This is a genomic window from Alkalibacillus salilacus, assembly GCF_030812915.1.
Lineage (GTDB): Bacteria > Bacillota > Bacilli > Bacillales > Alkalibacillaceae > Alkalibacillus > Alkalibacillus salilacus.
On the sequence record NZ_JAUSTQ010000003.1, the window covers coordinates 78,001 to 93,851 of the forward strand.

The following is a 15,851-nucleotide window of genomic DNA, read 5'->3' on the forward strand; positions in this document are numbered from 1 at the left end:
CCTCCTAAGCTGCTGGTGCCCAGCTTTCATCAATGACTTCATTGAACCATTCATCAAAGATTGTTTCGTCTGTGACATTTTCATCGCCATCCCACAGCACCGCTTCACGTTTTCCGTTGTCTAAACGTGCAATGCTTTCACCTTCAATGGTTGGTGTTTGGAATGTTGGCGTTTCTTGTTTTGTTTCGAACGTTGATTCACCAACGCCAAACTTAATACGGTAAACCCACACGAATTTATGGCCACCACGTGCATCATCGGCTTTGAATCCGATTGCTACATATGGCGCTTTGTCTTCGTCACCTTCTAACAAAACACCGTTATCAGCTACTTCTTTACCTAACAACTCTGCTTCAACCTCTTTTGGTAAATCGGTTGTATTGATTGAAACTGTTGCAGGACCTTTTGCTGATTCACTAAATAACACTTGGTTGTCACCACGTAAGTTAGCACGGTTGACCGAACGTGAAATCGTCACGTTAATAGCAGGTGCAATCTTTTTCGGTTCTGTGTACGTTGTTGATGAATCATCTTCACTTTCAATCACTGCATAGTGTAAATCTTTTAATCCGTATGTCGGCATTAAGATCACTCCTCATTTTTTGTTATACTGTACCGCAATGTTTTGCGGAATTTATTTAAGTCCTCATCAAAACCATGATTTTCTGTAATAAACATAAAGCCATCACCCGTCATGTGTTGGTGAATTTGATCGGCATAGTTGATGAAGTTTCCTTTTGTGAAAAGGTCAACTTGCACCGTGATGTTTTTACTCATCATCACATTGTCAGCGTTTTGAAGTGGTGTGCTCCAGTAGTTGAAGATAATGTACGCATCACTTACGTCACCTGACGTTATAAAGGCAACAGGCAACCCAATCGGTTCTAGTAAACTCCTAATCCGAACATTCACATCCTCAACTCCCTTCGAAGCACCTTCACATAAGCATCTAAGATTTTATCGACTGACTTTTCGTAAGCAATGCTGGCAAATGGTTTTGGTTCTATAAAACGATCGGCTATGACGTTGAAATAACCATGTTCATGCATGTATAGGTAGAAACCAGGTTGTTTTTTACCACCTTCTGTACCAACAAAAACAACACAATTTTCAGGTTCAGTGCGTGTTAATGATTCCCTAGCTTCACCTGATCGTTCAGTTAACTCGTGTGCATATACTTCCTCTTGCATTGCTTCTAATAGAATGTCGCCACCTTCACGTAACGCTTCATCTTTGGCTTTAGAATCAATCGTTTGTGCCATCCGATCATATTCTTGGATCAATTCATCTAAACCTCTAAAGTCAAGCTTCATATTGATCACCTTGCTTCTTCAAAACAAGCTCTATAAACTCACCTTTTTCATACGTGCGCTCGACATCATATTCTTTATCGTTGTATCTGACTAACGTTTCAAAATCATACTCAATCGATCGCACTTCAAACATGTGTTGCAGTTCCACGCCGTGTTGTTTAGCCATGTGGAATTCATTTGAGCGCACTGACATACGATTAGCATAAATAAGACGCGATTCCCCTCTTTGTTCAGTGGGAAAACCCGCGTCATCTGTGCCTGTTGTCATTGGAATTAAATATAAAACATCACCCCAGTTAGCCATTGTAATCACCGACTAAACTTAAGTGATGTTTAAGACTGTTATATGCTTTTTCAAACCTTTCACCTTGTGGGTTGTCGATCCCGAAGTGGGCTTTACAGTACGTCACAATGGCTCGTTTAATTAACGGATCTATGTTATCGTCATCAGCTTGTGCCATATCAGACGTAACGCCTGCTGTAATTAAATCTTGACGTGCTGAATCAATCAAATCCTGTACTTCTTGAGTAATTGGAGCGTGACTACTTGCAACACGTATTTGATGTTTTACATCGTCAACTAACATTTAATCACCACGCATTTCTTTAAGCGCCTTTTCAGCTTTTTCTTTTCCGCGAACTCGGTCACCATTCGGCAACTCATAATAACCACCACCGACATGTTTTGGTTCATTCGGTGGTTGCTTGCTTTTAGCTTCTAGAAAACCAGTATCATCCTCTAATAAACCACGATTGACAGCTGATTGAACACGATCTTTGTCGTTCCAATCAACTGTGTCGCCTGGTCCAAAACGTTCACCTGTGTGCTTATCCTTAAATCGTTTTAAGACTTTCATCAGTTAAGCCTCCTTTATGCTGGAACTACTTTCTTAACACGCAAGAAACCGTTATGAGCAACAACGTTACCACCAGCCATAACAGAAGCACGGTGTGCAATCATACCTTCTTTGAACTTGAAGTCATCAGAACGCTTAACATCTAATTGAGAGAATACAGCCATTTCATAGTTTGATAGTGGACCATAAGCCATAACAAAATCACCATCTGCTGCTGTTTCTGTACCTGTTGCAGCACTATTGATAACATATTGAACACCGTTAATTGTGCCTGTGTTACCGTTATTAACCACTTCATAAACTTTTCTTTCATTCACATCTCGTAACATTGCAAACTTACGCACATCATCTTTAGATAGGATAAGAACTGCTTCATCTTCTACGTCCTCATCGCCACCATAAGAGTAAATGATGTTATCAAGCGTTGTTTCGTCAACATCCTCAACTTCGATGTCAGTTGCAGGGTTAATCGCATCCGCAGCAGTCGAGAAGATACCTGCAAATTCATTTGTTCCACCTTGTCCAACCAAGATCTCTTTTGTGGCTTTCTTACGAACAGCTTTACGAACACCATTTAGAACACGTTGAGCATAATCGGCGCGTGGTAGTTTTTCTACTTCTTCTGTAACTTCTGAATAAGCAGTCACTTTCGCTTTGTTGATATCTGCATAACCAAATTCATGTGTTACATCGAAGTACGGATCACCTTCAGCTGTATAGTTACCTTCACCGTGTTGAATTTCGAACGGCACTTGATACGATTCGCCGCCATCTAATGGTGTTGACTGCACACGATCAATTAATGTCGATACTTGATTGAAGCTATCATTAATCGATGGTTTATCGTGATCTGGTGTTACAAGATTACCAGACGATACAGTCACAGCACGTTTTTCGAGTAAGGCTTTTCCGTGACGTTCATATACATCCGATTCATCTTCTTCATCTTCTTCAAAGTCATCCACAGATAAATTGAACGTTTCCACTGTGCGTTTCTCTTGTTTGCCTTCCTTGATATCTTTCAATTCGTCTTTGATGCGTTGGCGTTTTTCGTATTCTTCTTTTTCCTCTTTCAATTCACGTAGTTCTTTTTCAATCGCATCCACATCAGCATCATCTTTATCAAGTTCATCTGATAGTTCTAACTGACGTTCCTCGATTTCCTTTAAACGACTTTTTTGCTCACCATTAAAATACTGTAAATTCAGCGATAACTGTTTCTTCTTTTCCATTGTAAAACCTCCAAAATTATTGTTTTGCTAATTCTTTTAGGATATCCTTCTTCAACTCTTTCCGCTTTTCAGCACTATCCAGCGCCTTTTTCTCTTTCTCAGCCTCCGCCTCGAAATAGCTTCTAGCAGATAGAGATGTCGTATCATACGCGGGAATGTCCACCGCGCTTACATCATATAACTTCTTCACTTTACGGATTGTGCGCGTGTGATTATCACGATCAAAACTTGCTTCAGCTACGGTAAACGCAAAACTCATGCGATCAATATAGCCACCTTGGATTTCTTCATACAAATTGCGACCTTCTGAAGTACCATCCAGTCGCGCTCGAACATAAAGCCCTTTATCATCAACGGATAATTGCAATGTTTTGTTACGCGTGCGCGCCATCACTTTCCCTGAATGATTATAGTTAAAAATCACATCACTCATATCCGCTTCTTCAAAGGCTTTATCATCGATTTGCTCTTTAAATTCCGTGTCACCAATCGTCATTAAGACAGTTGGTTCATCAAATGTTGCAGCATAACCCTCAACATATAACTGTTCATCCTCATCCGATTCACCTTCTAAAACTCGAATTTGAAATTCAGCAAAATGACGAAATTCACGATCTTTACGTGTTAGCTTGTTCGTTGGATTCTGTTCCGTCATCATTCTCACCTCCTGCACCTATTTCACTTTCATTAACCTCTTGTGTATCTAATCGGCGAATAGGTTTATCGCCATTTTCCACTGGTCCTAAATTTAAAATTCGGCGCCATTCATTTGGTGTCATAGCACCTCTATCCACCATCTGTAATAAGCTCATTTTTGTACGCATCGAAGCGTATTGAAGGGCGCTCGATTCAAATATAATGCGGTTGCCATGCGATCGCTCAGTACGCGTGAATATTTTCCGCGTAAATTCATCAGCGAGTTGCATCGCAATAGGTTGAATAACCGATTCATAATAAGCATTCCATTGATCTTCATCGTAATCGCTCGTGATGATATCCTCGTTTGTGTTGAAAAAGTGCATTATGCGTTTGGTTGCATTATTATTTTGTTTATCTTCAGGCACGTAATTTTGTGGTTTAACCTGTTCCAAATCATAACTTGGATCCGTTGGAACAGCCCCGCCACCATTTTTTTCAATATCCAAATAGTTTTGTGTAAATCTTTCGAGCTGATCGTCCACATCTTCTGGTCGCAATTTGGACTTAAACATCATAATCCAACGAATGACTGCACTTTGTTTAATAGCTTTCATAATGCCCTGGTCAATCGTATTGACGACTTCCATTAATTGATTAATTGCTGCTTCTGGCCGATCGCCAAACAACTGATGTTCGTTAAAATCTTGACGCAAATGAATGACATCAGAATACGGAACCGTCATGCGTTGACCATTCTCAAAATAAAAACGAAGATAAATATCTTCGCGTCCTTCTAACATATCCACTTGCATCGCAGGAATCGGGTAAACTTCTTTTGCTAAACCAAAATCATCACGTTTGATCAGTGCGAATGCGTTGTTGTTTAGCTCTAATTGTGTGGCTAACTTCTCTTGCAACATCTGTCCAGACATAAGCGGATTCGGTTCTTCTAACATGAATTTGAGTGATCGACTTGGATTGGTTTCAAATTCACGCTCATTTTCTCGAATATGTTTAGCGACCAACTTGCCGATGGCCCTAGCTTTCGGTCGAATAGCGGCTCGAATGAGATCAGATTGATACATCTTGCCATTCCATTTATAAAAACCACCGCCACCATCCGTAATCATTTTCATCGATGTGTTTCCTTGTGGTTGTTGGTCGACCTTCTTTCCAAACATCCAATCAAATAACCCGATGATCATCACCCCCCTTTTTTCTTGTGTGTCAGAAACTAATCAAATTACTTCATATTCTGTTTGTTCACTATCATTTACTTTTTGTATTACTTCTTCAAATGCACTTTCGGTCATGTTGTTTGGAACGAATCTTTCTACAATTTCTTCAAAGGGGAACAGATAATTTTTAAGCACCTCTCCCCCTTCTTCTCTACTTGACACAGTTCCAGTTACATTGTTTAAATAATCTTCTTTTGTCATGTTGATGTGTGTAGGACAATCGACTGCTGTACTAAAACGACAATATAACCCATTAGGTTGTTTAGCTATAAAACCACTCATTTATAACCACCTCAAATCATGTTTTGATAATCTTGATATTTGTCTTGATAAATCACGTAAGCGTTAAGCATGGCTGCCACACCATCAATTCGCTTAGTTTGCTGATTACCTTTAGCTGGTTGGATATTATCGTTTTTATCAATATCCACAGACACGTTTGATAAATTCCATTTCGTGATTTGATTGTTGTCATAATTAACACGCTTTGCTTGTAAGTCAGCGCCCAAGTTTTTCATGGGACCACTCAACGTCTTTTTACCTTGAATAACAGGAATCATGGCATCTTCACCAAAGTAACCCTGCATTTCTTCAACAAAATACGTTGCTGACCAACTATCGTAACCGATGAATGGTAGATATAAATCGTATTCTTCTTGTAATTCTAAGAACCAATCGGTCACAAATTTATAGTGAACTTTATTGCCTGGCGTTGTGCGCAAATAACCTTGTTTTTCCCAAACGTCGTAAGGTACATTATCTTGATTAACACGTTTTTCGAGCAACGCTTCAGGCAACCAATACATGTGCTTGTAATAAAGCGTATCGTCACCAGGTACTTGGAATAAAACGCATGCTGCAGTTAAGTCAACGGAACTTGATAAGTCAACACCACCAATGCCATATTTCGGCTGCAACTCATTTAAGTCATACGTTGCTTTGTTATCGATATCTTCAAACGGTAACCAAGCCTCGTCAGACGTTTCGCGAATATTAAAATCCTTTGTCAGTAAATTCTTCACCAACAAAGGATTTGCTTTTGCTTTATTCACTTTTCGTTCTAATTCATCGACTTTCTTAATCGTGCCAAGACCAGGATTGGCTTTGGGCCATTTCTCTGGATCAGTCCACTCATTACGTTTGTCCAATTCATAAACAATCGGTAGCACATGATCATCATGATAACCGTTTGGATCATCGTAACCATTAATGATCCGTTCAGCTTCATCGTATTTAATATCGAATATACCTTCACGCAATGAACCAGCGGTTGATGTAATAATCGAAATAGGTTGTCGTCTGGCTGACATACCGTCAACAATAACGTCATATAAATTCTTATCTTTAATTGCGTGTAGCTCGTCTATAAAACTACCATGTAAGTTCAAACCATCTAATGTATTGCTATCGCTTGAAAGAGGACGATAACTACCATCGTTATAATCGGTTAATAATTCCGATACTAATGATCGTACACGCTTTTTTAAGGATGGTGATTTTTTAACCATCTTTTTCGATTCCAACCAAATGATTTTACTTTGGTCTTTTTTCGTTGCAGCACTTATAATTTCTGGACCTGGCTCACCATCTGCCATTAATAGATAGAGAGCGATTGCGCTACTCCATGCCGATTTTCCATTTTTACGTGCGACAATCAATATAAATTCACGATATTTTCGTGTGCCATCTATGCGATGAACAAAACCAAATATCGCTGCGGTCATTGCTTGTTGCCATAACTCTAATATAAAAGGTTTACCACCCATTTCACCTTTTGAGTGCTTACAAAACTTTTCTGAAAAGTTAATTGCGTGATTCGCTTTTGCTTCATCATACTCATAAATCGAATCTGGATCGTCTATATCTTGAACTAGCTTCCGATAAACACGCTCAACCTTTTTGCTAACAGTAACTTCACCATTTTGTATCTTCTCATAATAGGCTTTAATCGGATTCATATGATCACTTTCCATCTACGAAGTCATCAAAACCATCGTCTGGATCCTTTGGCGGTTCATCGGGGAGCAAATCAAATAATTTATTATAGGCTGCTGTATAACGGTTAATCATCGTGTTGTAACTTTTTTGAGCTGGGTTCTCCACAAACATTTTCTGATTCCCTTGCTCAAGCTTATAAGTCGGTCCTTTGGTTTTAATATTATCTTCTAGTATTTGAAGCGTGATCGTCATGAAAGCAATTCGTTCGATTAACGGTTTCGCAATTTTCTTCTTTTCTTCCGATATTTCTTCCAAGTTCTCATGAATTTTGTCTATTTCTTCAGCAATTAACTCATCTTGCTTCTTTTGTGATAATTTAGCCATTTTATTGTTCACCCCCCCCCTTATGGAAAAATGACCTGTGTGTTCGTTGATGGTATGCGCTCGCTTGTTAGAGCCTCCCCCATTCCCAAATTTTCAGGGGGGAGTTCACTAAAACTCTCTCGTTTCAATCAGATTTCCAAACTTATCGAATGAAAATCCATCACGAACAGGTAAATGAATCTTGTTATGTTCTTGGTTATGACATGCATGACACAGTAGCTCAAGGTTATCCCACCCAAACGTAACGAACGGATCATTAACGTTGTCAGCAGTGATTGGTTCGATGTGGTGAACAACATCACCTGGATAACCACACCGCTCACACAACCCATGTTGACTAGCCATATAAGCCTGTCTTAACTTTCGCCAACTTGAACTGTCGTATATTTTTTGTCCAATACGCTCCATAATCATTTCCCCTATATAAAAAGACACCCTGCTTTAGCAGAGTGCCTAGTGTTATAAGAATAGTAGTAATAAAATTGGAATGGTGATGAGAATGGTTAGTAAGCAACCACATCCCATCATGTTATTGCCTGCCCCTTGCATTTCCTTACCCGCGTTTTGCATCGAATCGCCTATTTGTTCAAGCTTATTCTTCTCGGACATGTTCCGTTCTCCCCTATTACATAACGTTTCCGTCATTGTAACATATTCTTCCTTTTTAAACGTTATGTATAAAGCAGTCTTATTTTTCTTCAATGACTATTTCTGGACCTTTGACGCTTCTGATATAAAATTCACCTTCAAATGAATAATCATTTTCGTTTGGTTCATCTATAAAATTCAGACTACCGAGAACAGTTTCATTGCGAAGTGAACTTATGAACCATCCAGTTATTTCACCACTATCGCTATTAATGTATAGCGTTTTATCTTCTTTAGTTACTTCGCCTGTTCCTTCTATAACCGAACCGTCTACAATCATTCTTGTAAAACGTCCCAATCTAAACACCTCCCTTTATCGAACCATTTCGACAAAAGGAGATATTTTCCTGCATCAAATTTCCATATAAGAGTTAGTCTTCTTTTATTCGTTCTAGTTTCTTTCCAACCTTTTTTATTTCTTTGGGAATTTTCTGAAGTTCAAAATGAGTTTTAATAGATTCTTCATCATGCCAAAAAGATCCATCCTGTCCTTCGATATTAAAAATGAAAGGGTTTTTGTATTTTTTATTCCCTATATTTGTATAATGTATTGTTCCATGTGAATTGTATTCAGCACTTTTATCACTATACTCAGCTATTGGCAGTAAAGGATATTTAATTGAATGCTGAGATGGTATTACAACACTTTGTAATTCTATAAATAAACTTTGTCCATGCAGTAGGTTCAGCTCAACACTTGATTCAACACTTTTAATGATTGCTGTTTCAGTACCATCATTTCTAACTTCTATTTGTATAAACCCATATCTATCATAATTAGGTTCGATTGATATATAAGGTCTTTCCTTATCTTTGTGCTGTTTTAATAGAATAGTGGCTACTAAACCAGATATAGTTGCTGCTATTACTGATAAGGATGAAATCACTAGAGTAATTTCCATAAGTATTATCCCATAGATAGCTAGACATAAACTAAATATCAGCAAACTAGTTGTCAGCACTATTAAGAAGATATACATTTAGAACCCTCCTTCATCGAACCATTTCGACAAAAGAAGATATTTTCCTGCGAACAATTTAAAGACACCTCATTGTGAGGTGCCTTTAATTATTCGTCTTTTTCTAATATATGTCTACAATGAGCACAATAACCATCTTCTAAAGCTGATATCATTTCTGTCCATGGTATTGGCATAGAACAGAACTTGCAGCTTTCTACATAATACGGTTTCATTACATAGTCTCTAAAAACATACACTTGACTAGGACTTAAATCATTTAAATTAGCAGGGACTTGATTAGTTATTTTTTTAGTTATGCCTATAGCCCTTTCATCTTCAATATAATCTAAGGCTAATAGGTCATCCAAGTAATTTTTTAAGCTTTGATCTTCATCGTGATCCTCAGTAAAAATTCTCTTCACATCATCTAAATTGTATTTTTGCAAATTTCTCTCTCCTTTCATCAAACCATTTCGACAAAAGGGGATATTTTCCTGCAATAAATTGAAAGACCCCACTTAATAATTTCTTATAAAGAATTATTAATCTATTTGAGCCCATAATTCCTTTCGCATTAAACCATCTGGAAAATATATTATTCTACCAGTTGGTAATATAACAATCTGTTCGTTATCAGGTTCTTCATCTTCAAGGAATTCCATTGACTCCCAATCTTCTAATTCAAGCTTGCTGATAAATAGAGATTCAATAAAGCTAATCTCTTCCTTAGTAAACCCTAATTCCACAATATCTTCTAAGAAATACATCCCTTCACCCCATTGCAAGAATATTATGTAAAAAATTTGTATAATACTATTAAAATTGACGAGTATTTTTCAATAGCTTCTGGTATTTCAGGCACTGTGACGAAGAGTGTAACTGATTTGCTTAATTTACCAAGGCGATCATCACTTGCCTCTTCACCTTTAGACGCTTCACTTACTACTTCATAAAATATTTTTCTAACTTCTTCCCTTTGAGTATCATTAAGAGATTCGATGGATGATTCAATATCTGGCATTGTTCTAAACTCATTCTTTAGTTCACGCAACTCAACTGTACTAGTTTTGTCTTCTGAATCACTAAGATTATTTAATAGTGTTTTTGTTTGATTATACGATTCAATGTATTTACTTAATTCCAAGCCTCGGTTCTTAATAGCATTAATTGAGTCAATTTTATTTTGGATCTGTTTTATCTGATTCAAAACTGGAGGTTGTGTTGATTTAATCATTCTATTCTTAATTTCCTCTTGCCTTGCAATTGTTTTCTGTATATTTTTATATGGAGCAAGCATTCTATCCATGTTAGCCTGCATTTCCTGTATCCTTTTTATGTGAATATCATACATCAAAATCATCCCCCTTTTTAAAATACTTATTCGACAAAAGGAGATATTTTCCTGCAAACAAATTAAAGACACCACTCAAATGAGTGATGCCTTTAATTTTATTTATCTTCTTTCTTTTTCACTTCTATAGACTTTTTATATCCGTCTTCGTATTCAACATGCAATTTCACTTCTTCAACATCTTTTCTATTTGCAATTTTCTCAACATCATTAATTTCTTTTTCAATAGCTTTTTTTCTAGTGTTCCTTCTCCCAGCGTAAGATTTCCTGTTTTTATCAGATGATCTAGCCAAAATAAAGGGATAGGGATGAGGTTTCCATTCACCTTTGGGATTATCTGCTATTAGCTCAAAAAACTCAACTATAGTTACAAAGTCACCAAGCATGTCTATGATGATTGAACCTTTGCTAATTGATCTAATCTTTAAATCCTCAGAAGGTCTTCTTCTATTTCTAATAGAAGATAATTTCCTATAACCTAAATGCAATCTCAATAATAACATTGAAAAAGATAGTACAGAGATATTATCAGAATAATTAATATCTAACTTTACATTGGAAATACTTGTGCTATCTACTTTTTTTGCTTCAATCATTAAAATCCTCCTTTTACCAAGTTAATTCGACAAAAGGAGATATTTTCCTGCAAACAATTTAAAGACACCACCCAAAATGAGTGATGCCTTAAAAGTAGGAGAATAACGAAACAAAAGACGTCGTAGCCAGACTAGATTTTACGATTTGTATATTTTAGTTTATTGGCTACACTATCATAATAACAGGGTTTTAAGCGTTATGTGGTTTGATTTTGGTTTGATTTTGGTGCTAATTTGTTCAGATATTCAAACATTCAGCCACAATGTTCATTAATTCCTTCTTCTCTTCATAGTAAGTTGTTTTGGTGAAGTCGTTATCGTAATCATAATAGACTTTGAAGTCTGCCTCGCCATTAATGAAATGCTCATCCCATATTAGTTTATGAAGTGGTTTAACGCGATTATAAACAATATCAAGTTTTTGTTTGGTTTTGATTAATTCATCAATCTCAAATGACTTTTTTAAGTAAACATCAGCTTCGGTTTGATCACTGCTTGATTCTTGTACTGGCTCGTCTTTAATCGTGCTTGTTTTACTTGGCATAGCTTCTAATTGTTTTGCTTTAATAATGGCATCTAAGTGATTGTATTGAGCCATATATTGCGCTACTTCTCGACGTTGAGCTTTCGTTAAATTGCGTTCTAAGTAATCTAGCATAATGTCACTCCTAACTATTACCCGCTTCATGCTGGTAAAACTCTATAAGCTCTTGTCGTTTCCTTTTGCGCCATTCTCGGCCTTCTTTAGTAGAGTCTGCGAAATCATGACATGTTCCCGTGTTAACAGATGGCCCACATAACAGAACAATATTAGTTGGATCGTCACCTGGTCCAACGTGGCTCGCTTGTTCTAAATGAGCCATTTGAAACATCCAAGGATTCGTAATGCCGCATCTTTCGCACCTTCCACCTGAACGACGTTTCACTTCTTTTCTCACTTTAGCTGTGATGCGTGTTTTGTCTTTTTGTTTCCTACTTTTACGTTTTCCCAGCTGTTGTTCTTTCGTGTACACCGCTTCACCACCCTACATCAACTTAATTAATTCAATAGCATGATAGGCTTTAGACTCTGCTTGTCTCTGTTGTTTAGATAGTGTCTTGTATCTTTCATACGCATTGTCTGCTTCATGTTGATACCATTCTCTATCAGCCTCTAATTCTTTGATGTCTGTTTTGAGCTTATCGATCTGTACTCGTAAGTCATTTATAATGTTTTCCTGATTTGACTGGTCCTCATTTTCCGCTTCTTCCTGTTGGTGTTCCATGAACTTGACGTGTTCATTGCATCCGTTAAGTGTTTTTTGAGTCTGTTTTAAATCGGTCGTTAAACGGTCAACTTCACCCTGTAATCTCTCAATCTCGTTATCTTTAGCCTCTATCTTCTGCTTGAGGTCGTTTTTAAGGGTTTCGAATGAATGTTCGGTTCCCGTTGATTCTTGATTAACGTCCTCTTGATCGTCTATTGGTTCTTCAATGTCACTCTCATTATCTTCAACGTCTGAAGCAGGTTCAGGACTAGGTTTTTTATTACTCGATTTGCGTTTCATCTTATTATGCTGCTTTATGATTTCGTCGAACGTCAGGCCAACAAAGCCCCAGCCGTTCTTCAATGTGCTCAACTTTGATTGTGGAATACCCATGAATTCAGCTATGTCCTTATCCTTATAACCCTCTTCCCGCTTCTTAACGTAGAAGTCAGGTGTTTGTTTCTTTATCTTGGCATGTTCCGCTTCATTAAGTTGATATGTCTTCACGTCACTATGTGGTGATGATTTAGTCATATGAATCACTCCTCATTTTTAGGATCGTACACATACCGTCTGCCACTGATATAAACGACAGTTGGTATGGCCTTTTTAACTTTGGCAACTTTAACGACTGGTCTATATTTATCGCCTTTCTGCTTCACGTTAAATCACTTTCCTTCACAAACACACCATTCACCATTTGCCCTTTACGGTCCTTAATCTCGTTATAAGCTTGTCGAGCGCATAATTGAATATCTAAATCTAGCTGCAAAGATAGAATGGTTAAGACCACGTAAATATCGCCAATTGAATCAACAATCTGCTCTTGATTATCTTTTGCTAATCCTTGCGATAATTCACCGACCTCTTCCATAAGTTTCAGCATTTGCTTACTGGGATCTGCTGTGTGTAAGTTACGATCTTTAGCCCATTGTTGGATGTTAAATGTTGATATGTTTAAATCGTTGTGTTTTTCAGTCATTGTTATCCTCCACTAAAGCTTGACCTGCAATTTCAGATAATTGAGTTATGTGAATACCATCAGTAAACGTTTTGCCTCTCGTTGAAGCTATTTTCTCTAATACTTTACGTAGCTTTCGATGTCGTTTATATAAATTTTTGAAATTCTCATGACAATCCTCTAGCCCTTTTGTATTTTGTTCACTTAATTTAGCTTGTTCAGTTATTACGCTTAAATCATCTAAGAACTGCTTTCCGCCATACATCATCCCGCCTTGTTCAATCACGTTATTGATTCTCTTGATAGATTCTTCTAACTGTTCACTCATTCAATCAACCTCCACCTGCTTCAAAATAGCTATTAAACTAATAGCGTCATATCCTCTTACACAATCGCCATTCCAAAATTGTAAATATGCCTCGTTCGTTTGACCATGTCCACAGCAAGCGTTCATAATACCTGGTAATGTTCCTAAGCAACCGTCGTGTCCTTTAAGCGTATTTTCTAGTCCACAATAGTTACAATCACGTTCGTTATTAACGGTCGGTTCGCTTAAGTCTGAATAGATCCACTGACCTTCAACACATTCGATATCGTGTCCTCTTAACTTCGCTCGAGCTGTCATTCAATCACCGCCTTTCAAACCAAGTAACGTGTCTTTAAATATTGTTTATGAAGTATCTGGAAACGGTCAGATAGTGTGCTCTCAAGCGTATTAACGAATGGCTCTTCTTTTTCTTTTTCATAAAAGCTACCGGTTTCTAAATCGACATATCGAATGAGATAGACTCTAAATTTTATTGGCATATTCATTCCCCCGCTTCAGTAATGACTTCTCTTTCCTGGTACCAACAGTTATCGTGAGAATCCGCTTCTGGAATCAAGTCTCGTTCATAACCAACTCGTCTATTTGCTTTTTCTTCATTTGTGTAGACATCTAATACGTCTACTTCCTGCTTTTCATGGTCATAATAAAGAACAATAAATACGTTCATAATATGCTCCTTTCTATTGCACAACCTGGTCGGTCTCATTCTCCATAACCTGCATGGCCTAAAACGTGGCGACAACAATGAAAACACATTTTCCAATTTTCCATGCTATATTCATGGTCTAAATAAAAGAAATCACTTTGTTTGTATTCCTTCTTGCATTGTGGACATATTAACACCAATGATTTATTTTCCAACGTACTCACTCCCTCACTCGCTTTCTCAGTCTTATTGGCATCTATTTTGCCTGTTTATATTCATAAGGCTTCACACACATTTCCGGTAGATTTGCTCTTACCAGCTTTTCAGCAAACTGTGGTGGTACTGAATTGCCTACTCTTGCCACCTGTTGTGATTTAGGATACTTCTTACCTTTATAGTCACGATCAATTTGATACTCTTTTGGAAATCCTTGAGCCTTAAATAATTCATGTGGTTGCAACATTCTCATTCCGATATCGGTTATTTGATAAGACTCACCTCTAACAGTAATCAAACCGAAACGGTCCTTGGTTGAAATGGTGTGCAATGGCTCATTAATACTCTGGCCAATCCCTTGACCGTAATATTTAGTTAAAAATGCACTGACTAACCCAAATCTGTTTGCTGTAGGAATTGTGGGAACTGGTTGCCTCATATCACTCGCCCTAGTCTCTGTTCCTTGATGCGTGTAATAGTGTTGTAGAAAATGGGCTTTCTCTTGAAAAATGTAAGGACGATCAGATTCTAAAACAAATTTCTTAATGCCCCTCTTAATTCGCAACATGGTGTTATGGCTTAGAGGCTTCTGACGATCATAGATGCTTGGAGCTGGTAACGACCAATCTATAATTTCACTAGCTGTTCGATACGGCTCTTTAAGTCCCATTTGTACATTAATATCTGACGGGGCACCGTGTGTTGGTTCTGGCCATTCAATTGGACTTCCGTCGCATCGAGCAATCAGAAAAAGCCGTTTTCTAGTTGTTGGTGCTCCATAGTCACAGGCTTGAAGCTCTTTTGTTTCAACTTTGTATCCTAGTGCTTTCAATGATTTTACATAGGATTTGAATGTGAGTCCTTTCTTGTCAGGATCAGGCTTGTTATCTTTCAAAGGCCCCCATGTTTTAAACTCTTCTACGTTCTCTAAAATAATGACTCTTGGGCGAACTTTAATAGCCCACTCAACAGCTATCCACGCAAGACCTCTTACCGTTTTATTGACTGGTTTACCACCTTTAGCTTTGCTGAAATGCTTACAATCTGGGGATAGCCAACAAAGACCAACTTTTCTTCCTTGAGCAACTTCTAGTGGATCCACTTCCCATACCGACTCGCAATAATGCTCAGTATCTGGGTGATTGGCTTTATGCATCGCGATAGCTGCAGGGTCATGATTAATGGCGACATCCACGGATAACCCCGTAGCAAGTTCTATTCCGGTTGAAGCTCCGCCACCACCAGCGAAGTTATCGACTATAATCTCTCTAAATAGATCAACCTGTTTCTCCACT

Annotated in this window: 28 protein-coding genes; all 28 read right to left on the reverse strand. The window is 37.8% G+C overall.

The features are described 5' to 3' along the window. Positions 1 to 4 precede the first annotated feature (4 nt). The 28 genes from J2S77_RS04550 to J2S77_RS04685 all read right to left on the reverse strand — a co-directional run bounded on the left by J2S77_RS04550 (position 5) and on the right by J2S77_RS04685 (position 15,850). Positions 5 to 583: a major tail protein gene (locus tag J2S77_RS04550; RefSeq protein ID WP_306975079.1), complete on the reverse strand. Its 579-nt coding sequence runs from the start codon at positions 581 to 583 to the stop codon at positions 5 to 7. A gap of 5 nt (positions 584 to 588) precedes the next feature. After that, positions 589 to 912, reverse strand: a complete 324-nt coding sequence (locus tag J2S77_RS04555) for a hypothetical protein (RefSeq protein ID WP_306975081.1) — start codon at positions 910 to 912, stop codon at positions 589 to 591. After that, a complete protein-coding gene (locus tag J2S77_RS04560; protein ID WP_306975084.1) occupies positions 909 to 1,313 on the reverse strand; it encodes an HK97-gp10 family putative phage morphogenesis protein in 405 nt (134 codons plus the stop codon). The genes J2S77_RS04555 and J2S77_RS04560 overlap by 4 nt, the downstream gene beginning before the upstream one ends. Beyond that, the gene (locus J2S77_RS04565; RefSeq protein WP_306975088.1) at positions 1,303 to 1,617 is read right to left on the reverse strand and encodes a hypothetical protein; all 315 of its coding nucleotides are present in this window, start codon (positions 1,615 to 1,617) and stop codon (positions 1,303 to 1,305) included. Before J2S77_RS04565 ends, J2S77_RS04560 begins: the two co-directional genes overlap by 11 nt. Then, complete coding sequence (locus J2S77_RS04570; RefSeq protein WP_306975090.1) at positions 1,610 to 1,900, reverse strand: phage head-tail connector protein; 291 nt, start codon at positions 1,898 to 1,900, stop codon at positions 1,610 to 1,612. The genes J2S77_RS04565 and J2S77_RS04570 overlap by 8 nt, the downstream gene beginning before the upstream one ends. Next, positions 1,901 to 2,170 (reverse strand): hypothetical protein, encoded by a 270-nt coding sequence (locus J2S77_RS04575; RefSeq protein ID WP_306975092.1) that lies wholly within the window; start codon positions 2,168 to 2,170, stop codon positions 1,901 to 1,903. Between the two features lie 14 nt (positions 2,171 to 2,184). Then, entirely contained in the window at positions 2,185 to 3,402 is a 1,218-nt protein-coding gene (locus tag J2S77_RS04580) for a phage major capsid protein (RefSeq protein ID WP_306975093.1), read from the reverse strand. A 16-nt stretch (positions 3,403 to 3,418) separates the two neighbouring features. Next, positions 3,419 to 4,057 carry an HK97 family phage prohead protease gene (locus J2S77_RS04585; protein WP_306975095.1) on the reverse strand — a complete coding sequence of 213 codons (639 nt, stop codon included), beginning with the start codon at positions 4,055 to 4,057 and terminating at the stop codon, positions 3,419 to 3,421. After that, positions 4,020 to 5,240: a phage portal protein gene (locus J2S77_RS04590; RefSeq protein WP_306975498.1), complete on the reverse strand. Its 1,221-nt coding sequence runs from the start codon at positions 5,238 to 5,240 to the stop codon at positions 4,020 to 4,022. Before J2S77_RS04590 ends, J2S77_RS04585 begins: the two co-directional genes overlap by 38 nt. A 39-nt stretch (positions 5,241 to 5,279) precedes the next feature. Beyond that, on the reverse strand, positions 5,280 to 5,561 hold the full coding sequence (locus J2S77_RS04595; RefSeq protein ID WP_306975097.1) for a hypothetical protein: 282 nt from the start codon (positions 5,559 to 5,561) through the stop codon (positions 5,280 to 5,282). A gap of 11 nt (positions 5,562 to 5,572) precedes the next feature. Beyond that, positions 5,573 to 7,252 (reverse strand): terminase large subunit, encoded by a 1,680-nt coding sequence (locus tag J2S77_RS04600; protein WP_306975099.1) that lies wholly within the window; start codon positions 7,250 to 7,252, stop codon positions 5,573 to 5,575. Next, positions 7,242 to 7,601, reverse strand: coding sequence for a hypothetical protein (locus J2S77_RS04605; protein WP_306975101.1), 360 nt, complete (start codon positions 7,599 to 7,601; stop codon positions 7,242 to 7,244). The genes J2S77_RS04600 and J2S77_RS04605 overlap by 11 nt, the downstream gene beginning before the upstream one ends. 108 nt (positions 7,602 to 7,709) lie before the next feature. Then, positions 7,710 to 8,009, reverse strand: coding sequence for an HNH endonuclease (locus J2S77_RS04610; protein ID WP_306975103.1), 300 nt, complete (start codon positions 8,007 to 8,009; stop codon positions 7,710 to 7,712). Between the two features lie 51 nt (positions 8,010 to 8,060). Continuing rightward, complete coding sequence (locus J2S77_RS04615; RefSeq protein ID WP_306975105.1) at positions 8,061 to 8,210, reverse strand: hypothetical protein; 150 nt, start codon at positions 8,208 to 8,210, stop codon at positions 8,061 to 8,063. A 79-nt stretch (positions 8,211 to 8,289) separates the two neighbouring features. Continuing rightward, positions 8,290 to 8,547: a hypothetical protein gene (locus J2S77_RS04620; RefSeq protein ID WP_306975107.1), complete on the reverse strand. Its 258-nt coding sequence runs from the start codon at positions 8,545 to 8,547 to the stop codon at positions 8,290 to 8,292. A gap of 73 nt (positions 8,548 to 8,620) precedes the next feature. Further along, the gene (locus J2S77_RS04625) at positions 8,621 to 9,229 is read right to left on the reverse strand and encodes a DUF8453 domain-containing protein (RefSeq protein ID WP_306975109.1); all 609 of its coding nucleotides are present in this window, start codon (positions 9,227 to 9,229) and stop codon (positions 8,621 to 8,623) included. 89 nt (positions 9,230 to 9,318) lie between these two features. Next, entirely contained in the window at positions 9,319 to 9,657 is a 339-nt protein-coding gene (locus J2S77_RS04630) for a hypothetical protein (protein ID WP_306975110.1), read from the reverse strand. Between the two features lie 96 nt (positions 9,658 to 9,753). After that, positions 9,754 to 9,978: a hypothetical protein gene (locus J2S77_RS04635; RefSeq protein WP_306975112.1), complete on the reverse strand. Its 225-nt coding sequence runs from the start codon at positions 9,976 to 9,978 to the stop codon at positions 9,754 to 9,756. Positions 9,979 to 10,001: 23 nt separating this feature from the next. Next, entirely contained in the window at positions 10,002 to 10,565 is a 564-nt protein-coding gene (locus J2S77_RS04640; protein ID WP_306975114.1) for a hypothetical protein, read from the reverse strand. Between the two features lie 95 nt (positions 10,566 to 10,660). Further along, positions 10,661 to 11,158: a hypothetical protein gene (locus J2S77_RS04645; protein ID WP_306975116.1), complete on the reverse strand. Its 498-nt coding sequence runs from the start codon at positions 11,156 to 11,158 to the stop codon at positions 10,661 to 10,663. 238 nt (positions 11,159 to 11,396) lie between these two features. Continuing rightward, the gene (locus J2S77_RS04650) at positions 11,397 to 11,816 is read right to left on the reverse strand and encodes a hypothetical protein (RefSeq protein WP_306975118.1); all 420 of its coding nucleotides are present in this window, start codon (positions 11,814 to 11,816) and stop codon (positions 11,397 to 11,399) included. Positions 11,817 to 11,826: 10 nt separating this feature from the next. Continuing rightward, positions 11,827 to 12,171 carry an HNH endonuclease gene (locus J2S77_RS04655; RefSeq protein ID WP_306975120.1) on the reverse strand — a complete coding sequence of 115 codons (345 nt, stop codon included), beginning with the start codon at positions 12,169 to 12,171 and terminating at the stop codon, positions 11,827 to 11,829. A gap of 12 nt (positions 12,172 to 12,183) precedes the next feature. Beyond that, entirely contained in the window at positions 12,184 to 12,939 is a 756-nt protein-coding gene (locus J2S77_RS04660; RefSeq protein ID WP_306975122.1) for a hypothetical protein, read from the reverse strand. Positions 12,940 to 13,063: 124 nt separating this feature from the next. Next, positions 13,064 to 13,387, reverse strand: coding sequence for a MazG-like family protein (locus J2S77_RS04665; protein ID WP_306975124.1), 324 nt, complete (start codon positions 13,385 to 13,387; stop codon positions 13,064 to 13,066). Continuing rightward, positions 13,380 to 13,694 (reverse strand): hypothetical protein, encoded by a 315-nt coding sequence (locus J2S77_RS04670; RefSeq protein WP_306975125.1) that lies wholly within the window; start codon positions 13,692 to 13,694, stop codon positions 13,380 to 13,382. Before J2S77_RS04670 ends, J2S77_RS04665 begins: the two co-directional genes overlap by 8 nt. Continuing rightward, complete coding sequence (locus tag J2S77_RS04675) at positions 13,695 to 13,991, reverse strand: hypothetical protein (protein ID WP_306975127.1); 297 nt, start codon at positions 13,989 to 13,991, stop codon at positions 13,695 to 13,697. A gap of 184 nt (positions 13,992 to 14,175) precedes the next feature. Next, positions 14,176 to 14,361 carry a hypothetical protein gene (locus J2S77_RS04680; protein ID WP_306975128.1) on the reverse strand — a complete coding sequence of 62 codons (186 nt, stop codon included), beginning with the start codon at positions 14,359 to 14,361 and terminating at the stop codon, positions 14,176 to 14,178. 235 nt (positions 14,362 to 14,596) lie between these two features. After that, positions 14,597 to 15,850, reverse strand: coding sequence for a DNA cytosine methyltransferase (locus J2S77_RS04685; RefSeq protein ID WP_306975130.1), 1,254 nt, complete (start codon positions 15,848 to 15,850; stop codon positions 14,597 to 14,599). Position 15,851: the final 1 nt, after the last annotated feature.